Source organism: Caballeronia sp. GAFFF2 (assembly GCF_023631485.1).
In the GTDB taxonomy this organism is placed as follows: domain Bacteria; phylum Pseudomonadota; class Gammaproteobacteria; order Burkholderiales; family Burkholderiaceae; genus Caballeronia.
Genome location: NZ_JALQDA010000015.1, coordinates 167,436 through 187,955, shown reverse-complemented (window position 1 = coordinate 187,955; position 20,520 = coordinate 167,436). Strand labels below are relative to the sequence as shown.

The window sequence follows — 20,520 nt, the reverse complement described above, 5'->3', positions numbered from 1 at the left end:
CCGTGGTTCGGCGAGACGGGCGCAGGCAGTAAGCGGTCCGTCGGTCGAGAAAATCGTGAGCGCGGTCAAGTACCGACGCTTTCATCGATGATGCTATTTCACCGCGCGCGCCCATGTTCGACTCACGGCGCCTGCGAACCGGTTTGTGAGCGCCAGATATGACATCTCGTCCCGATCTTCCAGTTACGTTCGAAGCTCTGCCCAATCCGCGCGGCGGCTCGGTGCGGCTCGCCGAAATGGCGCTGACCGACGCCCATCACGCGTTCCAGCGTCAGGGCGAAACCGCGCCCGCGTTGAAGCGCGCGATCTCCGCGCTGCATTCGGCGGGTTGGCTGCCTGCGCAGCGTTTCGCGGAAGCGCTCGCGCTCGTCGCGCCGCTCGGCGAGGAATCGGAGCCGACGCGTGCACGCATCGCGGCTGCGCTCGCGGACTTCGGCGCGGCGGTGGAGCGCCACAATCTGCGCGAGTTGTCGTGCTCGACCGTGTTGTTCGATCACTATCGCGGGCTGCATGCGTTGCTCGCCATGCATACGCGCGTCGCGCCGGTTTCCTACGATGACCTCGCGCTCGCGGGCCGCGCCATCGCGCCCGCGACGTTGCGCGGCATCGCGCCCGAGCGGCTTGCGCGTGTTCGGGCGCACTACGAACAGGCCCTGCTCAAGCTCTTGCGCGGGCCCGAGCAGGAATCCGCCGATGCCTTCGCGCGCCTCGACGAGTGCCTGGGCGAGCTCGGCGGCCCCGATCCTTACGACTTCTGGCGGCTCGCGCTCAACACTATTTGGGCGCTGCGCGAGCGCGCGGAGCGTCGAGGCGACGCCGATTTCGCCGCAAACGCCGACGCCAAGCGCCTTTACGCGCGCTTCAATCTCGTGTTGGCGGATCAGGCGCACGCGTCGACCTATGCGCCGCGCTCGCTCGTACGCGCGACGCTTGCGCTCCTCTGGCGCGACTTCGCACTCTACGGCGCGATGCCGGAAGACGCGGAACGGGTCGACGTCTTGCGGGACTACGGTCTGACGGTGGCGTGGCATGTCGCGGCGAATCCCGCGTCGGAGGCCGCGTGGGAGCAGGGCGCGGCGCAGGCGATCGAGGAAAACGCCCGCGACGGTTCATCGCGCGATCTAGGTGCGCTGCGCGTGAACGCCACGGCTTACGAAGACTTTCTGCAGAGCGCGGAAGCCTCCATCGAGGGACTGGTCGAGCGCGGTTCGCAGGCAAGCGAAACAGGCACGGTGGACGCGGACGCGGCGCTGCACTCGGCGAACGCGTCGCACCGGCTGGGCGCGGCGGCTTGCGCGCTCGGCTTGGGCCATGTCGCGTTGCTCGCCGATACACTCGGTCTCGCATGGCGGCGCGTCGCGCATCAGGGCGCGCATGAATCGGCGGATGGCGTCGCGCGCGAACTCGATGCCACCGTTCCCGAACGCGCGGCCCAGATGCTGCGCTCCATGCTGCACCAGGCCGCGGCCGGCATTGCGCCGTCGGAAGGCCGCGCGTCGATTGCCGCGCTCACCGCCATGATCGAGCGGCCCGCCGCGGTCAATCGCTAGCTTCGGCGTGCGGTTGGTCGGCGGCGTCCGCGCTGCTGCTGCGTGAATCGTCGGCGCGTTTCGCGGGTCCGCGCACCACGTCGTATCGCGCGAGCGTGCGTTTGCGCGCGGCGTCGTGATCGACTACCGGCTGGGGATAGTCCGCGCCAAGCGAAATCCCCGCCTTCGAGAGTGCATCGGGCTTGGCGAGCCACGGCGCGTGAATGTCCCGGTCCGACAAGCCCGCGATTTCCGGCACGTAATGGCGGATGAACTTGCCCGCCGCGTCGAATTTCTTCGACTGCGTCGTCGGATTGAAGATGCGGAAATACGGCTGGGCATCGCAGCCGCTCGATGATGCCCACTGCCATCCGCCGTTATTCGACGACAGTTCGAAATCGTTCAGCAGCGCTTCGAAATAGGCTTCGCCGCGCCGCCAGTCGAGGCCGAGGTGCTTGGTCAGAAAACTTGCCACCACCATGCGCAGGCGGTTGTGCATATAGCCTGACTGGTTGATTTGCCGCATCGCGGCATCGACGAGCGGATAACCTGTTTGTCCCGCGCACCATGCGGCGAAGTTCGCGTCGGCGGCATCGCCTGTCTCCCACTGGATGCGGTCGTATTCCGGCTTGAATGCACGATGATCGCCCGGCACGCCGACATGCGGAAAATGGTGCAGCACGGAGAAATAGAAGTCTCGCCAGATAAGCTCCGACAACCAGGTTTCCGCGCCCTTGTTGCCGTGGCGCTGCGCATCGTGCGCGGTGCGAGCGAGTGCGCGAATCGAAACCGTGCCGTGTCGCAGATGAACGCCGAGATAGCTCGGGCCCTTCAGCGCGGGGAAATCGCGGGCGTGATCGTAGTCGGCCATGCGGTCGATGAAGTCATCGAAAAGCTCATACGCGCCGCTCGTGCCAGCGGGAAAGGCGGGCGCGTGCTCCGCGCCGAAGCCGAGCGCGTCAAGCGAGGGAATGGCGTGCCTGACGTTACCCGGCGGCTTCGCGAGCACGTTCAAATGATCTTCGGATGCGTACGGCTTGAGCGCGTCCGGCGTGAGTGTCGCGAGCCACTTGCGCTTGTACGGCGTGAAGACGGTATAGGGTTTGCTGCTGCCTGTGAGCACATCGTCATGATCGAAGATCGACTGATCCTTGAACGTGAAAAACGCGATGTCCTTGCTCGCCAGCTTCTGCGCCACTGCCTCGTCACGCGCCTTCGCACTCGGTTCGTAATCGCGATTTGCAAACACCGCGTTCGCGCCGCATTCGACCGCAAGCTCAGGTATCTCATGCAGAGGCACGCCATGTCGAACCATCAGCGTCCCGCCAGCGTCGCGCAACGTGCGATCCAGTTCCACCACGCTCGCATGAATGAACGGCACGCGCCGGTCGTTTCGCGCAAGCGGCGAGAGGATGTCGCGGTCGAAAACGAACGCGCACAGCACCCGACGGCACCTTGTAAGCGCGTGATAGAGTGCAGCATTGTCGGCTGCGCGCAGGTCCCGCCGAATCCACACCAGACCCACATCAAAGTCGGCCATCTGTCAGCGCCTTTGTTAAAATCCTGAATTATGTCCAAGACTTCCGATCGCATCAATTTGACGAATCAGTTCCTGATCGCCATGCCGTCCATGGCCGATCCGACGTTTTCAGGAACCGTGGTCTACCTTTGCGATCACACCGATCGCGGTGCGCTGGGTCTCGTCATCAACAGGCCGACCGATATCGACCTCCAGTCGCTGTTCAATCGTATCGATCTCAAACTCGAGATCGAACCTCTCGTTCACTTGCCCGTGTACTTCGGCGGTCCCGTTCAGACCGAGCGCGGCTTCGTGCTGCACGAAGAACGCGACGGCGAACCGTATAGCTCGTCCATGAGTGTACCCGGCGGCCTCGCCATGACCACTTCGAAAGATGTACTCGAAGCAGTCGCTAGCGGCAAGGGCCCAGAGCGCTTCTTGCTCACGCTCGGTCACGCAGGCTGGGGCGCCGGTCAGCTCGAAGAAGAAATCTCCAAGAACGGCTGGCTCACGGTGGAAGCGGACTCGCGCATCATCTTCGACGTGCCCGCCGAAGATCGCCTCGAAGCGGCGCTCTCGCTGCTCGGCGTATCGCGTTCCATGCTTTCCGGCGAAGCAGGGCACGCATGAGCGGGGCAGCCACGCTGCTGGCATTCGATTACGGCGAGAAGCGCATTGGTGTCGCCGTTGGCAATACATTGACGAAGCAGGCACGCGCGCTCGCCGTGCTCGAAAACCGCAACCGCGACTATCGTTTCGATGAAGTCGGCAAACTGCTCGACGAGTGGAAGCCGCAAACGGTGGTCGTCGGCATGCCGCTGCATCCGGACGGCACGCCGCACGAAATGAGCGCGCAGGCCAAGCGCTTCGGCAATCAGGTGAACGGGCGTTTCAACGTGCCCGTGCAATGGGTCGACGAACGTTACAGTTCCGTCGATGCCAAAGCCGACCTTCGTGCGCGCGGCGTGCGTCCGAACGCGCGCGGCCGTTTCGACGACATCGACGCCGAAGCCGCCCGCGTCATTCTTCAACAATACCTCGACGGACTTCCCGACGATCATGAGTTCCATTGACGCCGAAGCGCTGTATCGCGCGCTTGTCGAATCGATTCATGCCGCGTATGAGAACGCGCTCGCCGAAGAAGAGGGTGTCGCGCTCGTCGGCATCTATAGCGGCGGCGTGTGGCTTGCCGAGCGTCTCGCCAAGGAGTTCAACGCGCCGCACTTCGGCGTGGTAAACGTGGCGCTGCATCGCGACGACTACGCGAAGAAGGGCCTGCATAGCCAGGCGAGCCCGACTTCGTTGCCGTTCGCGGTCGACGGCCGCCGTATCGTGCTGATCGACGACGTGCTGTCCACGGGACGCACGGTGCGCGCGGCCATCAACGAACTCTACGATTACGGGCGTCCCGCTTCGGTCGATCTCGCCGTGCTCGCCGATCGCGGCGGACGCGAGTTGCCCATTGCGGCGCGCTTCGTCGGCGGCACGGTGGACGTACCCGCGAACGAAGGCCTCGTGCTCGCGCGACGCGCGGACGGCGGCTTCGACTTCACCACTGAATCGCGCGCTCAGTAACCCATTCAAGGCAACACCGGGATCATCATGAACACCGCAACTCAGGGTTCCGCCGATGCAGGCGCGCCCGCTGCCGCCGACAAGTTCCGCTACGGCTTTCTACGCGGCAATCCGCAGCTCACGAAGAACGGCGAGCTGAAGCACTTGCTGACCATCGAAGGACTGCCGCGCGCCGTCGTCACGCATATTCTCGATACCGCCGAGCAGTTCGTGAGCGTCACGGATCGCGAAGTGAAGAAGGTGCCGCTTTTGCGCGGCAAGTCGGTGTTCAACCTCTTCTTCGAGAACTCGACGCGCACACGCACGACCTTCGAGATCGCGGCCAAGCGCTTGTCGGCGGACGTGCTGAACCTGAACATCAACGCGTCGTCGACGAGCAAGGGCGAATCCCTGCTCGACACCATCAACAATCTCTCCGCCATGCATGCCGACATGTTCGTCGTGCGTCATGCGTCGAGTGGCGCACCGTATCTGATCGCCGAGCATTGCGCGCCGCACGTGCACGTGATCAATGCGGGCGATGGCCGTCACGCGCATCCGACGCAAGGCCTGCTCGACATGTACACCATTCGCCACTACAAGCGCGACTTCACCAAGCTGCGCGTGGCGATCGTCGGCGACATTCTGCATTCGCGCGTCGCGCGTTCGGACATTCACGCGCTGACCACGCTCGGCGTGCCGGAAGTGAGGGCCATCGGACCACGCACGCTTTTGCCCGGCAATCTCGACCAGATGGGCGTGCACGTCTACCACAACCTCGACGAAGGCTTGAAGGGCGTCGACGTCATCATCATGCTGCGCCTGCAGAACGAGCGCATGAGCGGCGCGCTCTTGCCTTCCGCGCAGGAGTATTTCAAGAGCTGGGGACTGACGCCCGAGCGTCTTGCGCTCGCCGCGCCCGATGCCATCGTGATGCATCCGGGGCCGATGAATCGCGGCGTGGAAATCGACTCGCAAGTGGCCGACGGCCCGCAGTCGGTGATTCTCAATCAGGTGACCTTCGGCATCGCCGTGCGCATGGCGGTCATGGGCATCGTGGCCGGCAACAGTGACTAAGAACGCGACATGAAGATCCAGATTCAAGGCGGCACGATCATCGACCCGGTTGCCGGCACGGAAGCGCGCAAGGACGTGTTCATCGCGGCGGGCCGCATCGTTTCGATTGGCGACGCGCCGGCCGACTTTCACGCGGCCAAGGTCATCGCGGCCAACGGGTTGCATATCGCGCCGGGTTTCGTCGATCTCGCGGCGCGTCTGCGCGAACCGGGCTTCGAGCACAAGGCAACGCTCGAATCCGAAATGGCCGCGGCGATGGCAGGCGGCGTGACGAGCCTCGTCTGTCCGCCCGACACCGATCCCACGCTCGACGAACCCGGCCTCGTCGAAATGCTCAAGTTTCGCGCGCAGAAGCTGCATCAGGCGCATGTTTATCCGCTGGGCGCGCTTACTGTCGGCTTGAAGGGCGAGGCGATTACCGAGATGGTCGAGTTGACCGAGGCGGGTTGCATCGGCTTTTCGCAGGCGGATAACCCTATCGTCGATACGCGCACGATGCTGCGCGCGTTGCAATACGCGACCACTTACGGCTATACCGTGTGGCTGCGTCCGCAAGACGCGTTCATGGCGAAAGGCGGCGTGGCGGCAAGCGGCGCGGTGGCGTCGCGGCTCGGGCTGTCGGGCGTGCCAGTGTCGGCGGAGACCATCGCGCTGCATACCATCTTCGAACTCATGCGCGTGACGGGCGCGCGCGTGCATCTGTCGCATCTGTCGTCGGCGGCGGGCGTCGCGCTCGTGCGCGCGGCGAAGGCCGAAGGCATCGCGGTCTCGTGCGATGTCACGATCAACCACGTGCATCTGACGGACGTGGATATCGGCTACTTCGATTCCCAGTTCCGCCTCGATCCGCCGCTGCGTCAGCAACGCGACCGCGAAGCAATACGCGCGGGTCTCGCGGACGGCACCATCGACGCGATCTGTTCCGATCACACGCCGCTCGACGACGACGAAAAGCTCCTGCCTTTCGCCGAAGCCACGCCGGGCGCGACCGGCCTCGAATTGCTGCTCTCGCTGACGGTGAAGTGGGCGCACGAAGCCAACTTGCCGCTCGCGAAGGCGCTGGCGCGCATCACGTCCGCGCCCGCCGACGTGCTGAAGCTGCCGGCCGGACGCATTACCGTGGGCGCGCTCGCCGACCTGTGCGTGTTCGATGCCGCCGCCGAGTGGCGCGTCGATCCGAAGAAGCTCAAGAGCCAGGGCCACAACTCGCCGTTCCTCGGCTACGAGTTGCCGGCGCGTGTGCGCGCGACGATCGTCGGCGGTCATCTGGCTTACGAAAGCCGTTAAGCGTACGAGTCGCGCATGAACCAGGCATTACGCAAGCTGCGGCTTCTGGTCCATCTGCTGTATGGCATGTGGGTCGTCGCGCGGCGTTTTCCGCGCGCATCGGTGGATGAGCGGAGCGCGATGAATCGCGCGTGGTCGCTTGAGATGCTGCGTCTGTCCGGCATGAAACTCGTCGTGCACAACGACGAAGCGCGGCTCGATCGCGGCGTGCTGGTGGTCGGCAATCACGTTTCGTGGATGGACATTTACGTCATCAATGCATGGCGGCCGACGCCGTTCGTCTCGAAGGCGGAGATACGCAACTGGCCGGTTGTTGGATGGCTCGCGCATCAGTTGGGCACGGTGTTCGTGCAGCGCGAGAAGCGTAGCGACGCGAAGCGCATCATGCATGAACTCTCGAACCGCCTGCTCGCGGGCGAGATGATGTGCGTGTTCCCCGAAGGCACCACCAGCGATGGTCAGGCGCTCCTGCCGTTCCACGCGAACATGTTCCAGGCGGCGGTATCGGCATCGTGTCCGGTGCAGCCGGTGTGCATCATGTACGAGGATGCGCACGGCAAGCAGTCGCTCGCGCCGGCGTATATTGGCGACATGACGCTGAGCGACTCCCTCGACGCGCTTCTGAACGCGACGCCGCTCACGGCGCATCTCTATGTGTGCAATCCGCTCGCGCCGGGCGCTGACCGCCGTCTGCTTGCGAGCGAAGCCCAAGCCGCGATTCTCGCCGCGCTCGACACCATGCGTGGCGGCGCGGCGACGGCGGCTGATCTCGTGCCGCTCGCCGAATCGCTCAACGCTGTTTCGGCTTCATCGCGCAACTCACCTGCGTGATTACGCGCTGAGCCGGGTCTTTGGTCAGCCGCACCGCTGAGAGCTTGTTGCCCCAGACGCAGCCTGAATCGAGACACAGCACGTCGTTGCGGACCATCAGACCAAGCGCGGCCCAGTGTCCGAACACCACCGTCACGTCCTGCGTCTTGCGGCCGGGCACGTCGAACCACGGCAGATAGCCGGGCGGCGCGGCATCCGGCCCGCCATTGTTGGCGAATTCCATCGCGCCGTCGGCGGTGCAGAAACGGATGCGTGTCAGCGCGTTATAAGTCACGCGCAGGCGGTCGGCGCCGGTGAGCGACTCATCCCATCGATGCGGCTCGTTTCCATACAGCGTGGCGAGCGTCGCTTTCCAGTCGGGCGCGCGCAACGCTTTTTCGAGTTCGTGCGCGAGTTCGAGCGTCATCGTCGCGTCCCATTGCGGCAGCACGCCAGCGTGAACCATGAGCGCGCCGTCCTCGAAGTGCGCGACGGGCTTGTGGCGTACCCATTCGATCAGGTCAGCCACGTCGGGTGCGTTGAGGATGTCGTCGAGCGTGTCGCCTTTCTTCGGCTTGCGCAGGCCAGCCGCGACCGACAGCAGATTCAGGTCGTGATTGCCGAGGACGACGGTGGCGCGCGAACCGAGCGCGATGATCTCGCGCAGCGTTTCCAGCGACTTCGGTCCGCGATTGATGAGGTCGCCTGCGAACCAGAGAGGCGTATCGGCATCGGGCGCGGCTTTTTTCAGCAGTCGATGGTAGGGGTCGCAGCAACCTTGCAGGTCGCCGAAGACGAGCGGGGCGGAGCTAGCGTGAGTTACGGTGGCGTTGGTGACGTCGGTCATCGATGGAAAAAGTGAGACGGTGGACGCGCGGCGTCGGATAACGAGCATTATGAAACAGGCGATAACGACTTGGCTGCCGCTTCATTAAGCATTCCGCGAACCTTCTACTACGCGCGTGACGACGCGGCGGGATTGGCTTGTAATCGATAATCGCTAGCTGTATCAAGTTGTTAGCCGTGTAGTTTTTGCACTTGGTGGCCTTATAATTGACGGCTTACCAAAGTGGGGCATCCGGCGAATCAAGATTGGTGACAATCGGTCAATGTTTTCGCTGGAAGGCGCACATCGCGCGAAATGCGCAATTTTTTCCATAATTCGAGCGCGCTTTCAGTCGAGCAAAACTGTGAGCGGTGAAGAGGGCTTTTATGATTCTCGTGACGGGCGGTGCTGGTTTTATCGGCGCCAACTTTGTGTTGGATTGGCTCAATGGCTCTGACGAACCCGTTTTGAACGTCGATAAGCTGACGTATGCGGGGAATCTCGGAACGCTTCAGTCGCTCAAGGGCGACGCCCGTCATGTGTTTGCGCGTGCCGACATTTGCGACCGCGCGGCCATGGACGAACTGCTCGCGAAGCACAAGCCCCGCGCTATTCTGCACTTTGCCGCCGAGAGTCACGTAGACCGCTCGATCCACGGCCCGGCAGATTTTGTGCAGACCAATGTGGTCGGTACGTTCGTTCTGCTCGAAGCCACGCGCCAGTACTGGAGCGCGCTGCCTGAAGCCGAGAAGCAAGCCTTCCGCTTCCTGCATGTTTCGACCGACGAAGTGTTCGGCTCGCTGTCCGCAACTGATCCGCAGTTCTCCGAGACCACGCCGTACGCACCTAACAGCCCGTACTCGGCTACGAAGGCCGGCTCGGATCATCTGGTGCGCGCATATCACCACACATACGGCTTGCCGGTTGTCACGACCAACTGCTCGAACAACTACGGCCCGTACCAGTTCCCGGAAAAGCTGATCCCGCTGATGATCGCGAATGCGCTCGGCGGCAAGCCGCTGCCCGTTTATGGCGATGGTCAGAACGTGCGCGACTGGCTCTACGTGGGCGATCATTGTTCGGCAATTCGTGAAGTGCTGGCGCGCGGTGCGCTTGGCGAGACGTATAACGTCGGCGGCTGGAACGAGAAAAAGAACCTCGAAGTCGTGCATACGCTGTGCGATTTGCTCGACAAGTTGAAGCCTAAGGCGAGCGGTTCGTATCGCGATCAGATCACGTATGTGAAGGATCGTCCGGGCCATGACCGCCGCTATGCTATCGACGCGCGCAAGCTCGAGCGCGAGCTCGGCTGGAAGCCTGCGGAGACGTTCGAAACGGGGCTCGAGAAGACGGTTCAGTGGTATCTGGACAATCAGGCGTGGGCTGACGAAGTGGCTTCCGGTGAGTATCGGAAGTGGGTCGAGACGAACTACGCGCAGCGCGCGTGAGGAGCTGACAATGGCGCGCAAGGGCATCATTCTCGCCGGCGGCTCCGGCACGCGGCTTTATCCGATTACGCATGCGGTGTCGAAGCAGCTCCTGCCCGTGTACGACAAGCCGATGATCTACTATCCGCTGTCCACGCTCATGATCGCAGGCATTCGTGACGTGCTCGTGATCTCGACGCCGCAAGATACGCCGCGTTTCGAGTCGATGCTCGGCGACGGCAGTCAGTGGGGCATGAATATCCAGTACGCGGTGCAACCGTCGCCGGATGGCCTCGCGCAGGCGTTCGTCATCGGCCGTGACTTTGTTGGCAACGATCCGTCCGCGCTTATTCTCGGCGACAACATTTTCTACGGTCACGATCTCGCGAAGCAGCTCGAAAGTGCGGACGCGCGCACCGAGGGCGCGACTGTGTTTGCCTATCACGTGCATGATCCCGAGCGTTATGGCGTGGTTGAGTTCGACCAAAAGTTCCGCGCGCTGTCGATCGAGGAAAAGCCCGCGAAGCCGCGTTCGAACTACGCGGTGACGGGTCTTTACTTTTACGACAACAAGGTGTGCGATATTGCAGCCGACATCAAGCCGTCGCCGCGTGGCGAGTACGAAATCACAGACGTAAATTCGCGTTATCTCGCGGACAAAAAGCTTGATGTCGAGATCATGGGACGTGGCTATGCGTGGCTCGACACGGGCACCCACGATTCGCTGATCGAAGCTGCCACGTTCATCGCGACGCTGCAAAAGCGGCAGGGACTCGTGGTGGCTTGTCCTGAAGAGATCGCATATCGCAAGGAATGGATTGGCGAAGAGCAGTTGCTGGCGCTTGCCAAGCCGCTCTCGAAAAACGCTTACGGCCAATATCTGCTCAATCTTCCGAAGGACCAAGTCGCATGGCCATCCAAGTAACTGCTACGGCGCTGCCCGAAGTCAAGATCATCGAACCGAAGGTATTCGGCGATGCACGTGGCTTCTTCTACGAAAGCTTTAATGGCCGTGAGTTTGCGGAACAAGTCGAAGCGGGCGTTGAGTTCGTGCAGGACAATCATTCGCGTTCGGCAAAGGGCGTGTTGCGCGGATTGCATTATCAGATTCAGCACCCGCAAGGCAAACTTGTGCGCGTGGTAGAAGGCGAAGTGTTCGATGTGGCGGTAGACATTCGCAAGAGCTCTCCGAACTTCGGGAAGTGGGTAGGCGTGAATCTATCGGAAGAAAATCATCGGCAGTTGTGGGTGCCGGCGGGGTTCGCGCATGGCTTTGTTGTTTTGTCGGAGACGGCGCAATTTCTTTATAAGACTACGGATTATTGGTATCAGGCGCACGAGAGAAGCATCGTCTGGAATGATCTGGAGATTGGTATTGAGTGGCCGGTTGACTTTGAGCCGTTGTTGGCAGCGAAGGACGTGGCGGGCAAAAGCCTTGCCGATGCCGAGTTGTTCGCGTGAGGCCTGCATGACTGAAAAAATTATTTTGATTACTGGAGCCAACGGTCAGGTCGGTTACGAACTCGCCCGGACCATGCAAGGTCTTGGGCGTGTCGTCGCGCTGGATAGTTCTGGGCTCGACCTCGCCAATCTCGACGCCATCCGTAGGACGCTCGGCGAACTCGAGCCGGCGATTGTCGTGAACGCGGCTGCTTACACCGCCGTGGACAAGGCCGAGTCAGATCAGGACGCCGCTTTTTTGCTGAATGCCGAAGCGCCTAGAGTGCTCGCGCAGGAATGCGCTAAGCGCAACGCGCTCTTGATTCACTATTCGACCGATTACGTCTTCGACGGCACGAAAAAAGGTGCTTATCTAGAAGACGACGCGACCAATCCGCAGAACGTCTACGGCGCAAGCAAGCTGGCGGGCGAGCGCGCGATTGTTGAAGCCGGCGGCGCGCACCTGATTTTCCGGACGAGTTGGGTGTATGGCGCGCGTGGCAAAAACTTCGTTCAGACCATGCTGCGTCTAGGCCCTGACCGCGATGAGTTGCGCGTGGTGGCAGACCAGATCGGCGCGCCTACCTGGTCGAACACGATTGCAACTTCGACTGCGCACGTGGTCGCATCCGGTCTGGACGCAGCCGATGGAAATTACTGGAACGAAAAATCCGGGATTTATCACCTGACGGCGGCAGGCGAAGCTTCGTGGTTCGATCTGGCGCGTTCGACGTTCGAGATCGCAATGGGCGACGCCGCGCCTCGCGTGATTCCGATCGAAGCGAAGGAATATTCGACGCCCGCGCGCAGGCCAGCAAACTCGCGTTTGTCGAATGAGGCGCTCGCAGCGCGGTTCAACGTTCGGCAACCGCACTGGCGTGTGGCGCTAGAACTTTGTCTTGCAAGGGATGGCGGTGTCACACGCCCTGCCTGAAGAAGAGAACAACAGCGGGCGGCTCCGCGATCCTACGGCAGGGGCGGTCGTGATCTTTTATCGACCAGATCCTGCCTGTTTCACACGAGCAAATCGTTTGGCGTCGCTCATTCCCTTGGTCGTGGTGGACAACACGCCGGGTGCAAATCCGGCGCAACGCGGCCAACTGGACGCGCGAATCGAATACGTTGCCAGCGGAAAGAACGAAGGTATCGCGGCGGCTCTGAACCGTGGGGTGGAAATGCTTCGCGCACAGGGCTGTGAACAAGCGTTTCTCTTTGACCAGGACAGCGAGGCGTCGGCCACGCTTATCGACGGTCTTCTGAATACCATCCGGAGCCTCGTGCACCGTGGCCAGAAGGTCGCGATCGCGGGACCGGCTTATCACGATTCGCGACTCGGTACGATTACGCCGTTCGTTCGTTTCGGCAAATGGCGTATGTCACGGGTGCCGATTACAGGACAAGAGCCGCTCGAGATTGATTTTCTCATCTCTTCCGGCTCCTGCTTGAACCTGTCGGCGTGGCAGGAGGTCGGCTCCATGGACGCGGGACTGTTCATCGATTTTGTGGATGTCGAGTGGTGCGTGCGCGCCCGCCGAGCCGGATATTCTGTGCTCGGCTTGCCGTGGCTCGTGATGGAACACAGTCTTGGCGATGAACCCGCGACGTTCCTTGGGCGGCGGTTCGCCATGCATTCGGCGTTTCGCCACTACTTCATCTTCCGGAACGCGTTGGCGCTTATCCTTTACCGCTCTTACATGCCACTTTCGTGGAAGCTCTCAGAACTTGTCAAGTTCCCGGTGCGCCTGGTGGTTTATACGCTGCTCTCCGGTGAACCGCGCAAGCAATTTTCGATGATTTGCCGAGGCATTTCGGATGGTTTGAGGAACCGGCTTGGTCCGCTTTGCTGATCACAGGTTGTTCGAATACGATCTGGCAATTCAGGTGCAGTTTGGTCAAAAGTGATCCTGTGCATAAGACTCTGACCTCCTGTTGATAGAATTCATGAAAGAAAAACTGAAAAGACTCGGCGCCTCTACCGTCGTGCGCAACGCGCTGAGGAAGCTGTCTCCCGCTTCGCGGCGCAATCTGCGGCGTGCCGTGAAGGCGGCTTACTGGGTCGCAACGCCGCACCTGATGGCGCAGCGCGTGCGGATGCTGCGCGTGCGGCGCAAACTGGGCGGTGTGGCATCGATCAGCGTGCTTGGTGCGCCGGGATCGCTTACGCCAAGTTATCTGTGCTTTACACCTGAGCAGCAGCGCGCAGGCGGGAATCCGTTTCTGACAGCCGCCGAAGAGGGTCGCTACATTCTCGAGACCGACTGGAGCAAGTACCACTACTCCTATGTGCCGCCGCGTCGCCCGGACGATATCGACGCGCGCATAACCGCTTTAAGCACTCGCCCGTTCTTCAGTATTGTCGTGCCAGCCTATAACACGCCGTTGGATTATCTGCAGCGCTTGCTGGCCTCAGTACGCGCGCAATGGTACGAAAACTACGAGCTGATTCTCGTTGACGACAAAAGCCCGGACGCCGCGGTCAGGCAAGCAATTCAGGCGGCCGCCGCCGACGCCGACAAAATAACCGCTATCAACCTCGCTGAAAATCGCGGCATCTCGGGCGCGACGAATGCGGGCATCGATGCGGCGAGGGGCGACTACATCGTCTTCCTCGATCACGACGACGAACTGACTGCCGATTGTCTCTGGGAACTCGCCACGGCGATTGACCGGACTAGTGCGGACTTTCTCTACAGCGACGAGGACAAGCTCCTACCGTCGAACCAGTTTTCCGAGCCGTTCTTCAAGCCTGACTGGTCTCCAGACACCATTTTGAGCACCATGTTCACCTGTCATGTGTCGGCCGTTCGGCGCTCGCTGCTCGACGAGATCGGCGGCTTGCGCAGCGAGTTCGACGGCGCGCAGGATTGGGATCTGGTTCTGCGTATCGCAGAACGAACCGAGCGAATCGCGCATGTACCGAAAGTTCTTTATCACTGGCGCGTCATCCCCGGTTCGGTAGCGGCAGACCTTGCCGAAAAGCCTTACGCAATCGACGCAAGCGTTCGCGCGCGCGAAGCGGCGCTAAAGCGCCGTGGAATTAAGGGCACGCTGGAGCCGGTCGCTCATTTGCCCGGTCACGCCCGCGTGCGTTATGCGCTTCGCGGCATGCCGCTCATCTCGATCATCGTTCCGAGCCGTGACAATGGCGCGGTGTTGACTCAGTGTATTCAGTCAATCCTTGACCGCTCTTCGTACCGCAATTTCGAAATCGTGGTCATGGACAATGGCTCGCGTGAGCCGGAGAGCGTTGCGTTGCTTGCAAAGCTTGCGAAAACAGCACAGGTGAGGGTCGTGTCGCACGATCGTCCGTTTAATTATTCGGAGATCAACAATGTCGGCGTGCGTCACGCGTCGGGCGAGATCCTGTTGTTCCTCAATGACGACACCGAAGTCATTTCGGCCGACTGGCTCGACCGCATGGCAGGCTTTGCGCAGCAGGCCCATGTCGGCGCGGTCGGGGCCAAGCTTATCTTTCCACGATCCCGTTCCATTCAGCATTGCGGCATTGTCAATCTCGCAGCGGGGCCGGGGCATGCCTTCCTCACTAGCGACGCGGATACGCCCTTTGCATTCGCGCGCAACATGCTGGAATACGACTGGTTGGCGGTGACGGGTGCATGCCTGATGATCGACCGCTCAAAGTTCGATGAGTGCGGCGGCTTCGACGAAACTTTCCCGATTGCGTACAACGATGTCGAGTTGTGCTTTCGGATCGTCGAGCGCGGCCTTTACAACGTGCTCTGCGCGTCGGTGGAATTGACGCATCACGAATCGCTGACGCGCGGAGACGATAGTCTCGATCCCGCAAGACTCAAGCGGCTGGCGCAGGAACGGCGCCGCTTATATGCAAGACATTCGCAGTTTTTCATGCATGATCCGTTCCATAATCCAAACCTTTCGCCTGTCGACCTCCACTTCCGCATTCCAGCGGGCTGACATGCGGCTTGCAGCTCGAAACCTCTCGCGGCATAGCATTTGGTATTGACCGTATTGACAGGACTGAACATGCAACAGCACTCGCTCGAATCACTCGCGACCAAAGCCACCGTAGCCGAAGTGGTGTCGTTCGACCTTTTTGACACCCTTTTCGTACGGCCGCTGTGCGATCCCGAAGATCTTTTCGACATGATCGGCGCGCGATTCGAGATTCCAGACTTCCGACGGCTACGCCGCTCCGCTCAGACTAAAGCGTTCCAGACAATGCACGCAAGAGGTTTGAAGGAAATTACGCTTGACGGGATTTACGAGTCGTTTGGCAAGCTGCCGGTCGACGCCGAATTGCTGAAGCAGGCAGAGCACGAACTCGAACTCATGCTGACGCTACCCAATCCCGAATTGATTGGATGGTTCGTCGAGCTCGCACGCACGAAGCGCGTCGTCATCACCTCCGACATGTACTTGCCGCAGGAGTTTTTCGAAACGCTGTTCGCAAAGCACGGTCTGCCGGCGTTGCCGCTTTTTATTTCGTCAGCACGAAATGCGACTAAGCGCGATGCCGGTGAGTTGTTCCAGCTCGTATCTGCCGAGATGGGCGTGGCGCCGGAGCGAATTCTGCATGTGGGCGACAACGAACTATCGGACATTCGCCGCGCTGCGGAACAGCGGCTGAGCACTTTCCATTACGTCGATTTACGCCGCAACCGCTTGCCCGCTAGGGCTTTGACGCCTGCGGCCTCGATCGCTTTTGGCTTGCCACGCACGTTCCTGGAGACCATCGAGCCCGGATCGTTCGAGGCGCTCGGGTTCGAGGTGGGCGGTCCGGCCGCGCTGAGTTTCCTGCACTGGATAAAAACGATGGCGCGACGCGATTCGATCGATCTCGTGTTGTTCACCGCGCGCGACGGTTACGTCCTCGAACGAATGGAAAAGCGGGGCAACGCGGGGGAATTCCCACGCGCCGTATACTTCAAAAGCTCGCGGACCGCACTAACACTTGCGGCAACGAACGAAACCAATTTTGAAGCGCGCTTGCCGTTTCTGCTCTCCGGCGCGCAAGAACTGTCGCCGTTCGAGCTGCTGGAGCGCATTGGCGTGACGCCGCCGGCCGATCACGTCATGCGCGACCTTGATCTAGGACCGGAAGTGCGCCTCAACGATCGAAACGTCGATCGGTTCCGTTCGTTCCTGTGGGCATGCCGATGGGACATTCTCAAGACGTGCCGGATCGTGAGGGCGGGCTTGTTTACTTATCTTGCCGAACTAGGCGTGAAAGACGGCATGCGCGTGGCGATGGTCGATGTCGGCTGGAACGGTACGACTCAAGAGGCCTTCAACGAGGCGCTCAACGGGCTCTACGACATCGAGTTGTTCGGCTACTACCTTTGTCTGACCGAGCGTCCCGAATGTAATCGCCGCAAGAAGATGCTACGGATGGAGTCGTTGCTGTCCGCCAGCTCGGTCGGCACCGCAGCGGTTGAGCGACTTTACGCCAACCGCGTAGCCGTCGAACTTTTCTTTTCGGCGCCGCATGCCGCGATCATCGGTTACGAGTTTGGTGCGGGACGCCGTGTGCATGCGGTCGAGGATCCGGGGCGCGGCAGCACGGCGGGATTGTCGTCGACCGCAGATGCGATCTCAAGCGGAATCGAACGATACGGCGCATACGCTAGTGCGCTTTACCAGAGAGTTGGCGTAACGCCGGAGCCGCTTGAAGTCGTAAAGCCGCTGCTCGATTTCGTGCAGGCCCCGTCTGCGGAAACCAGGAAGTTGCTTTCGTCCGTGACGAACTTCGACGCTTGGGCAAGCAGCCGCAACCGCGCGATGAGGCTAGACGAGTATCTCGCCTAATAGTGCTCCCGGCGCTGACGGCAGCGGAAGCCTGCGCTAACGTTACAATTCGGGTCGGCGCACGCAGTCGGTGCCGGGGCATAAAGGAGAAGACGATTGACGAATCGAAGCGCAAAGTTCGCGAGTTTGCCGCGAAAGGCGTTGCTGCTTGGCGGTAATGGTTTTTTAGGACGCAATTTGGTGCGCGCTTTGGAAGCCGAGGGCGTCAGCGTGCGAATCTATGACCGCGGCCACCATGCTCAGGCGCGCGACCAAGACATCGTGGGTGATTTCGCAACTGGCCAAAGACTGCTGGAAGCATTGACGGGCGTCGATGTTGTCTTTCACCTGATCAGTACAACCATTCCGAGCACGTCGGACGCCGACCCGACCTTCGACGTGACGAGCAATCTCGTCGGCACATTGCGTTTGCTCGAAGTAATGGAGACGGCAGGCGTGCACCGGATTGTGTTTTTGTCCTCGGGCGGAACAGTCTATGGCAATCCGCGAGTGTTGCCGGTGCCAGAGACCGCGCCGCTCGAACCTATCTGTTCGTATGGCGTCGTGAAGGCGGGCATCGAGAACTATCTGCGAATCGGCGCTAAGCTGCATGGCGTCCATGCGACGGCGTTGCGCCTGGCGAATCCTTATGGTCCCGGCGAAACGCGGATCGGCGTTCATGGCGTCATTGCGACCTTCTTCGCGAGGGTGGCCGCGGAAGAGGAAATAGTGATCTGGGGCGACGGCTCGGTGGTGCGCGACTATATCCATGTCGACGATGCGATCGGCGCCATGCTCACGGCGGCGACGCTCGACGGCTTTAACCTTTACAACGTCGGCAGCGGAGAGGGACATTCGCTGACTGAGATTCTCGACATTGTTCAGCGCATCAGCGGGAAGAAGGCGAAGGTCAGTTTTCGGCCGGCCCGAGCGTTCGATGTGCAGGAGATTTACCTGGACATTGCCCGAATCACCGGAGAAACCGACTGGACTCCGAGAATCGCACTTGAGCAGGGCTGCGCATTGCTATGGGCGGCGATGAAGCATTGATCTCACCTAATGGTGGATTACTAACTTTGGCTATTAGTGTTAATGGAAACGTTTTCAGCATCTCCCCGAGGTCTTGCTCTCTTGGTCATGAAGCAACGCAATCTGATCACGCAAATGGTTGTGCGTGAGATCGCATCTCGCTATCGCGGGTCGGCATTAGGCATTGTTTGGTCCTTGCTCATCCCGATCTTGATGTTGGCTATATACACGTTCGTGTTCAGTTATATCTTCAAGGCCAGATGGCGGGTGGACACCGACTCTAAAACTGAATTCGCGCTGGTCTTATTCGCCGGACTCATGCTATTCAACACGTTTGCCGACTGCATCAACCGCGCGCCGACACAAATCGTTTCGAACGTCAACTTCGTTAAGAAGGTCGTGTTTCCGTTGGAGATTCTTTCCATCGTCACGGTCGTGGCTTCCTTGTTTCAGATGCTGATCAGTCTCGTCGTGTGGCTCGTCTTCTATATGGCGGTGCTGGGGCTCCCGCCGGTAACGGCGCTCCTTCTGCCCTTCATCGTCGTTCCTCTTGTGCTGATCACTTTGGGCGCAACCTGGTTTCTTGCCGCGCTCGGCGTTTATCTTCGTGACGTGGCTCAGATCACTGGCGTCCTCACTACCACGCTGATGTTCGTCACGCCAATCTTCTTTCCTGCATCGGCAGTCCCGCAGCGGCTGCAGATTGTGTTCGTGCTCAACCCTCTCGCGGCCATCGTGGAGCAGGCTCGCGACGTCCTGATATGGGGCAAGCTGCCGGACTTGGGGGTCTACTGCCTCCTGCTTGCCATCAGCATCGTGATTTCATGGCTCGGATACGCCAGTTTCCAGAAGACTCGAGGAGGCTTCAGCGATGTCCTCTGACAAGTCGATCGTCGTCGAAGATGTGAGCAAGTGTTTTCCCATCTACGACAAACCGCGTGACCGCCTTCTACAAATGGTGTGGGGTAGCAGGCGAACCTACGGCCGCAAATTCTGGGCGTTGCGCAACATCTCGTTTAACGTCGGCCGTGGCGAAACGGTGGGAATTGTCGGGCGAAATGGTTCAGGCAAGTCCACACTCTTGCAGATGATTTGCGGCACGTTGTCTACCACTAGGGGAAACATTCAGGTCAAGGGTCGCGTTGGTGCGCTGCTGGAATTGGGTTCGGGCTTCAACCCTGAATTCACTGGCCGGGAAAATGTGTATATGAGTGCAGCAGTGCTTGGACTGTCGCGCTCAGAGACCGAACACCGGTTCGACGATATCGTCAATTTCGCCGATATCGCCGAATTCATTGATCAACCGGTCAAAACGTATTCTAGCGGCATGGCGTTACGGCTCGCATTCGCTGTGCAGTCCCAGATCGATCCCGATGTGCTGATCGTCGACGAGGCGCTGGCGGTCGGCGATGCTCGCTTCCAGGCTAAGTGCTTCGATCGCCTAAGGCGGCTCAAAGAAAGCGGCACGAGCATTCTGCTCGTCACGCATTCAAGCGACCAGATCGTCAATCACTGCACGCGTGCGGTACTGCTCGACAGTGGCAATCTCGTTATGCAGGGCGAACCGCGCGAAGTCGTGAATCGCTATATGGATTTGCTGTTTGGCCGCGAACGAGAGGAAGCCGAGCGCAATTCACCTGAACTCATTGTGTCAGGCACGAGTGAGCACGGCACCGATCTCAATCCGCTCAGCCTTTCGCATGATGTCTTTTCCGAGAAGTTCGGCTATAACCAGCACGAATATCGATGGGGCGACGGCGCTGCATCGATTCTCGACTTCGGGCTCGATGCCGACGGCCACAGAGACCCGCAATTTGTGGTAATTGGGCAAACCGTCGGGCTGTCTGTGTCTGTGCGTTTCAATCGTCAGGTCGTCAGGCCTATCTTCGGTGTCACGATCAAGACGAAGGAGGGCGTGACTGTCGCGGGCACGAACAGCGAGCTGTTGTCGTCGGAAGTGCACACCCATGGGATGGGACTGCCCGGAAGCGGCGTGGTCGTGCACATGACCTTCCAGTGCCGTCTGGCAGCGGGCGATTACTTTATCTCGCTGGGCGTGGCCTCGCGTACAACTGAGACCATTATTCCTCACGACCGGCGCTATGACGCGGTTCATTTCACGGTTGCGCCCAACCATATGTTTTACGGGTTAATCGATCTCGACATGACGATGGGCGTCAAAGAGGTAGCTGCGCCGTAAATTCCAATGCGAAGCGCCTTGAACAGAGTCATCGCCTAACCGCCCAGGCTGGCGCG

The 20,520-nt window shown here is 60.6% G+C and carries 19 protein-coding genes; 17 read left to right on the top strand and 2 right to left on the bottom strand.

All coding sequences use genetic code 11. The annotated features are described in order from the left end of the window. Positions 1 to 158 precede the first annotated feature (158 nt). On the top strand, positions 159 to 1,550 hold the full coding sequence (locus tag NCT04_RS11455) for a FimL-related protein (protein ID WP_244826113.1): 1,392 nt from the start codon (positions 159 to 161) through the stop codon (positions 1,548 to 1,550). Here the strand turns inward: NCT04_RS11455 and NCT04_RS11450 are convergent. After that, the gene (locus tag NCT04_RS11450; RefSeq protein WP_250465472.1) at positions 1,540 to 3,069 is read right to left on the bottom strand and encodes a cryptochrome/photolyase family protein; all 1,530 of its coding nucleotides are present in this window, start codon (positions 3,067 to 3,069) and stop codon (positions 1,540 to 1,542) included. The two genes, NCT04_RS11455 and NCT04_RS11450, sit on opposite strands and share 11 nt — an antisense overlap. Before the next feature lie 30 nt (positions 3,070 to 3,099). On the opposite strand from NCT04_RS11450, the gene NCT04_RS11445 reads away from it, so the two are divergent. Genes NCT04_RS11445 through NCT04_RS11420 form a run of 6 tightly spaced genes read left to right on the top strand, consistent with a single transcriptional unit; the run spans position 3,100 to position 7,797 of the window. Then, positions 3,100 to 3,678, top strand: a complete 579-nt coding sequence (locus tag NCT04_RS11445) for a YqgE/AlgH family protein (RefSeq protein ID WP_244826109.1) — start codon at positions 3,100 to 3,102, stop codon at positions 3,676 to 3,678. Next, positions 3,675 to 4,121 carry a Holliday junction resolvase RuvX gene (gene ruvX / locus NCT04_RS11440; protein ID WP_250465470.1) on the top strand — a complete coding sequence of 149 codons (447 nt, stop codon included), beginning with the start codon at positions 3,675 to 3,677 and terminating at the stop codon, positions 4,119 to 4,121. The genes NCT04_RS11445 and ruvX overlap by 4 nt, the downstream gene beginning before the upstream one ends. Then, entirely contained in the window at positions 4,108 to 4,623 is a 516-nt protein-coding gene (pyrR, locus tag NCT04_RS11435; RefSeq protein WP_244826106.1) for a bifunctional pyr operon transcriptional regulator/uracil phosphoribosyltransferase PyrR, read from the top strand. The genes ruvX and pyrR overlap by 14 nt, the downstream gene beginning before the upstream one ends. 27 nt (positions 4,624 to 4,650) lie before the next feature. Then, on the top strand, positions 4,651 to 5,679 hold the full coding sequence (locus tag NCT04_RS11430; protein ID WP_244826104.1) for an aspartate carbamoyltransferase catalytic subunit: 1,029 nt from the start codon (positions 4,651 to 4,653) through the stop codon (positions 5,677 to 5,679). Positions 5,680 to 5,688: 9 nt separating this feature from the next. After that, positions 5,689 to 6,966 (top strand): dihydroorotase, encoded by a 1,278-nt coding sequence (locus NCT04_RS11425; RefSeq protein WP_244826102.1) that lies wholly within the window; start codon positions 5,689 to 5,691, stop codon positions 6,964 to 6,966. A gap of 15 nt (positions 6,967 to 6,981) precedes the next feature. Next, entirely contained in the window at positions 6,982 to 7,797 is an 816-nt protein-coding gene (locus NCT04_RS11420; RefSeq protein ID WP_250465469.1) for a lysophospholipid acyltransferase family protein, read from the top strand. Here NCT04_RS11420 and NCT04_RS11415 read toward each other — a convergent pair. Continuing rightward, positions 7,757 to 8,623, bottom strand: a complete 867-nt coding sequence (locus NCT04_RS11415; RefSeq protein ID WP_250465468.1) for a symmetrical bis(5'-nucleosyl)-tetraphosphatase — start codon at positions 8,621 to 8,623, stop codon at positions 7,757 to 7,759. The two genes, NCT04_RS11420 and NCT04_RS11415, sit on opposite strands and share 41 nt — an antisense overlap. 365 nt (positions 8,624 to 8,988) lie before the next feature. Here NCT04_RS11415 and rfbB point away from each other — a divergent pair, with 365 nt between their 5' ends. From rfbB to NCT04_RS11365, 10 genes are all read left to right on the top strand, one after another. Continuing rightward, positions 8,989 to 10,050, top strand: coding sequence for a dTDP-glucose 4,6-dehydratase (rfbB, locus tag NCT04_RS11410; RefSeq protein WP_250465467.1), 1,062 nt, complete (start codon positions 8,989 to 8,991; stop codon positions 10,048 to 10,050). Positions 10,051 to 10,060: 10 nt separating this feature from the next. After that, positions 10,061 to 10,954, top strand: a complete 894-nt coding sequence (gene rfbA / locus NCT04_RS11405; RefSeq protein ID WP_250465465.1) for a glucose-1-phosphate thymidylyltransferase RfbA — start codon at positions 10,061 to 10,063, stop codon at positions 10,952 to 10,954. Beyond that, positions 10,939 to 11,490, top strand: a complete 552-nt coding sequence (gene rfbC, locus NCT04_RS11400) for a dTDP-4-dehydrorhamnose 3,5-epimerase (protein WP_250465463.1) — start codon at positions 10,939 to 10,941, stop codon at positions 11,488 to 11,490. The genes rfbA and rfbC overlap by 16 nt, the downstream gene beginning before the upstream one ends. A gap of 7 nt (positions 11,491 to 11,497) precedes the next feature. Next, positions 11,498 to 12,403, top strand: a complete 906-nt coding sequence (rfbD, locus tag NCT04_RS11395; RefSeq protein WP_250465461.1) for a dTDP-4-dehydrorhamnose reductase — start codon at positions 11,498 to 11,500, stop codon at positions 12,401 to 12,403. Continuing rightward, positions 12,384 to 13,316 (top strand): glycosyltransferase family 2 protein, encoded by a 933-nt coding sequence (locus tag NCT04_RS11390; protein ID WP_250465459.1) that lies wholly within the window; start codon positions 12,384 to 12,386, stop codon positions 13,314 to 13,316. Before rfbD ends, NCT04_RS11390 begins: the two co-directional genes overlap by 20 nt. A gap of 94 nt (positions 13,317 to 13,410) precedes the next feature. Then, positions 13,411 to 15,405, top strand: coding sequence for a glycosyltransferase family 2 protein (locus NCT04_RS11385; RefSeq protein ID WP_250465457.1), 1,995 nt, complete (start codon positions 13,411 to 13,413; stop codon positions 15,403 to 15,405). Positions 15,406 to 15,474: 69 nt separating this feature from the next. Next, positions 15,475 to 17,256: an HAD family hydrolase gene (locus tag NCT04_RS11380; protein ID WP_250465456.1), complete on the top strand. Its 1,782-nt coding sequence runs from the start codon at positions 15,475 to 15,477 to the stop codon at positions 17,254 to 17,256. Between the two features lie 96 nt (positions 17,257 to 17,352). Beyond that, positions 17,353 to 18,285 (top strand): NAD-dependent epimerase/dehydratase family protein, encoded by a 933-nt coding sequence (locus NCT04_RS11375; protein WP_250465454.1) that lies wholly within the window; start codon positions 17,353 to 17,355, stop codon positions 18,283 to 18,285. An 87-nt stretch (positions 18,286 to 18,372) separates the two neighbouring features. Beyond that, positions 18,373 to 19,146 carry an ABC transporter permease gene (locus NCT04_RS11370; RefSeq protein ID WP_350030008.1) on the top strand — a complete coding sequence of 258 codons (774 nt, stop codon included), beginning with the start codon at positions 18,373 to 18,375 and terminating at the stop codon, positions 19,144 to 19,146. Further along, positions 19,136 to 20,464: an ABC transporter ATP-binding protein gene (locus tag NCT04_RS11365; protein WP_250465451.1), complete on the top strand. Its 1,329-nt coding sequence runs from the start codon at positions 19,136 to 19,138 to the stop codon at positions 20,462 to 20,464. The genes NCT04_RS11370 and NCT04_RS11365 overlap by 11 nt, the downstream gene beginning before the upstream one ends. The last annotated feature ends 56 nt before the right edge of the window (positions 20,465 to 20,520 follow it).

Excerpts from the sequence above, each read along its gene's own strand:
- rfbB (WP_250465467.1), top strand. The coding sequence starts at position 8,989 with ATGATTCTCGTGACGGGCGGTGCTGGTTTTATCGGCGCCAACTTTGTG.
- NCT04_RS11450 (WP_250465472.1), bottom strand. The coding sequence starts at position 3,069 with ATGGCCGACTTTGATGTGGGTCTGGTGTGGATTCGGCGGGACCTGCGC.
- NCT04_RS11420 (WP_250465469.1), top strand. The coding sequence starts at position 6,982 with ATGAACCAGGCATTACGCAAGCTGCGGCTTCTGGTCCATCTGCTGTAT.
- NCT04_RS11445 (WP_244826109.1), top strand. The coding sequence starts at position 3,100 with ATGTCCAAGACTTCCGATCGCATCAATTTGACGAATCAGTTCCTGATC.
- NCT04_RS11455 (WP_244826113.1), top strand. The coding sequence starts at position 159 with ATGACATCTCGTCCCGATCTTCCAGTTACGTTCGAAGCTCTGCCCAAT.
- rfbD (WP_250465461.1), top strand. The coding sequence starts at position 11,498 with ATGACTGAAAAAATTATTTTGATTACTGGAGCCAACGGTCAGGTCGGT.
- NCT04_RS11370 (WP_350030008.1), top strand. The coding sequence starts at position 18,373 with ATGAAGCAACGCAATCTGATCACGCAAATGGTTGTGCGTGAGATCGCA.
- pyrR (WP_244826106.1), top strand. The coding sequence starts at position 4,108 with ATGAGTTCCATTGACGCCGAAGCGCTGTATCGCGCGCTTGTCGAATCG.
- rfbC (WP_250465463.1), top strand. The coding sequence starts at position 10,939 with ATGGCCATCCAAGTAACTGCTACGGCGCTGCCCGAAGTCAAGATCATC.
- NCT04_RS11430 (WP_244826104.1), top strand. The coding sequence starts at position 4,651 with ATGAACACCGCAACTCAGGGTTCCGCCGATGCAGGCGCGCCCGCTGCC.
- NCT04_RS11415 (WP_250465468.1), bottom strand. The coding sequence starts at position 8,623 with ATGACCGACGTCACCAACGCCACCGTAACTCACGCTAGCTCCGCCCCG.
- NCT04_RS11425 (WP_244826102.1), top strand. The coding sequence starts at position 5,689 with ATGAAGATCCAGATTCAAGGCGGCACGATCATCGACCCGGTTGCCGGC.
- NCT04_RS11380 (WP_250465456.1), top strand. The coding sequence starts at position 15,475 with ATGCAACAGCACTCGCTCGAATCACTCGCGACCAAAGCCACCGTAGCC.
- NCT04_RS11385 (WP_250465457.1), top strand. The coding sequence starts at position 13,411 with ATGAAAGAAAAACTGAAAAGACTCGGCGCCTCTACCGTCGTGCGCAAC.
- rfbA (WP_250465465.1), top strand. The coding sequence starts at position 10,061 with ATGGCGCGCAAGGGCATCATTCTCGCCGGCGGCTCCGGCACGCGGCTT.
- ruvX (WP_250465470.1), top strand. The coding sequence starts at position 3,675 with ATGAGCGGGGCAGCCACGCTGCTGGCATTCGATTACGGCGAGAAGCGC.
- NCT04_RS11365 (WP_250465451.1), top strand. The coding sequence starts at position 19,136 with ATGTCCTCTGACAAGTCGATCGTCGTCGAAGATGTGAGCAAGTGTTTT.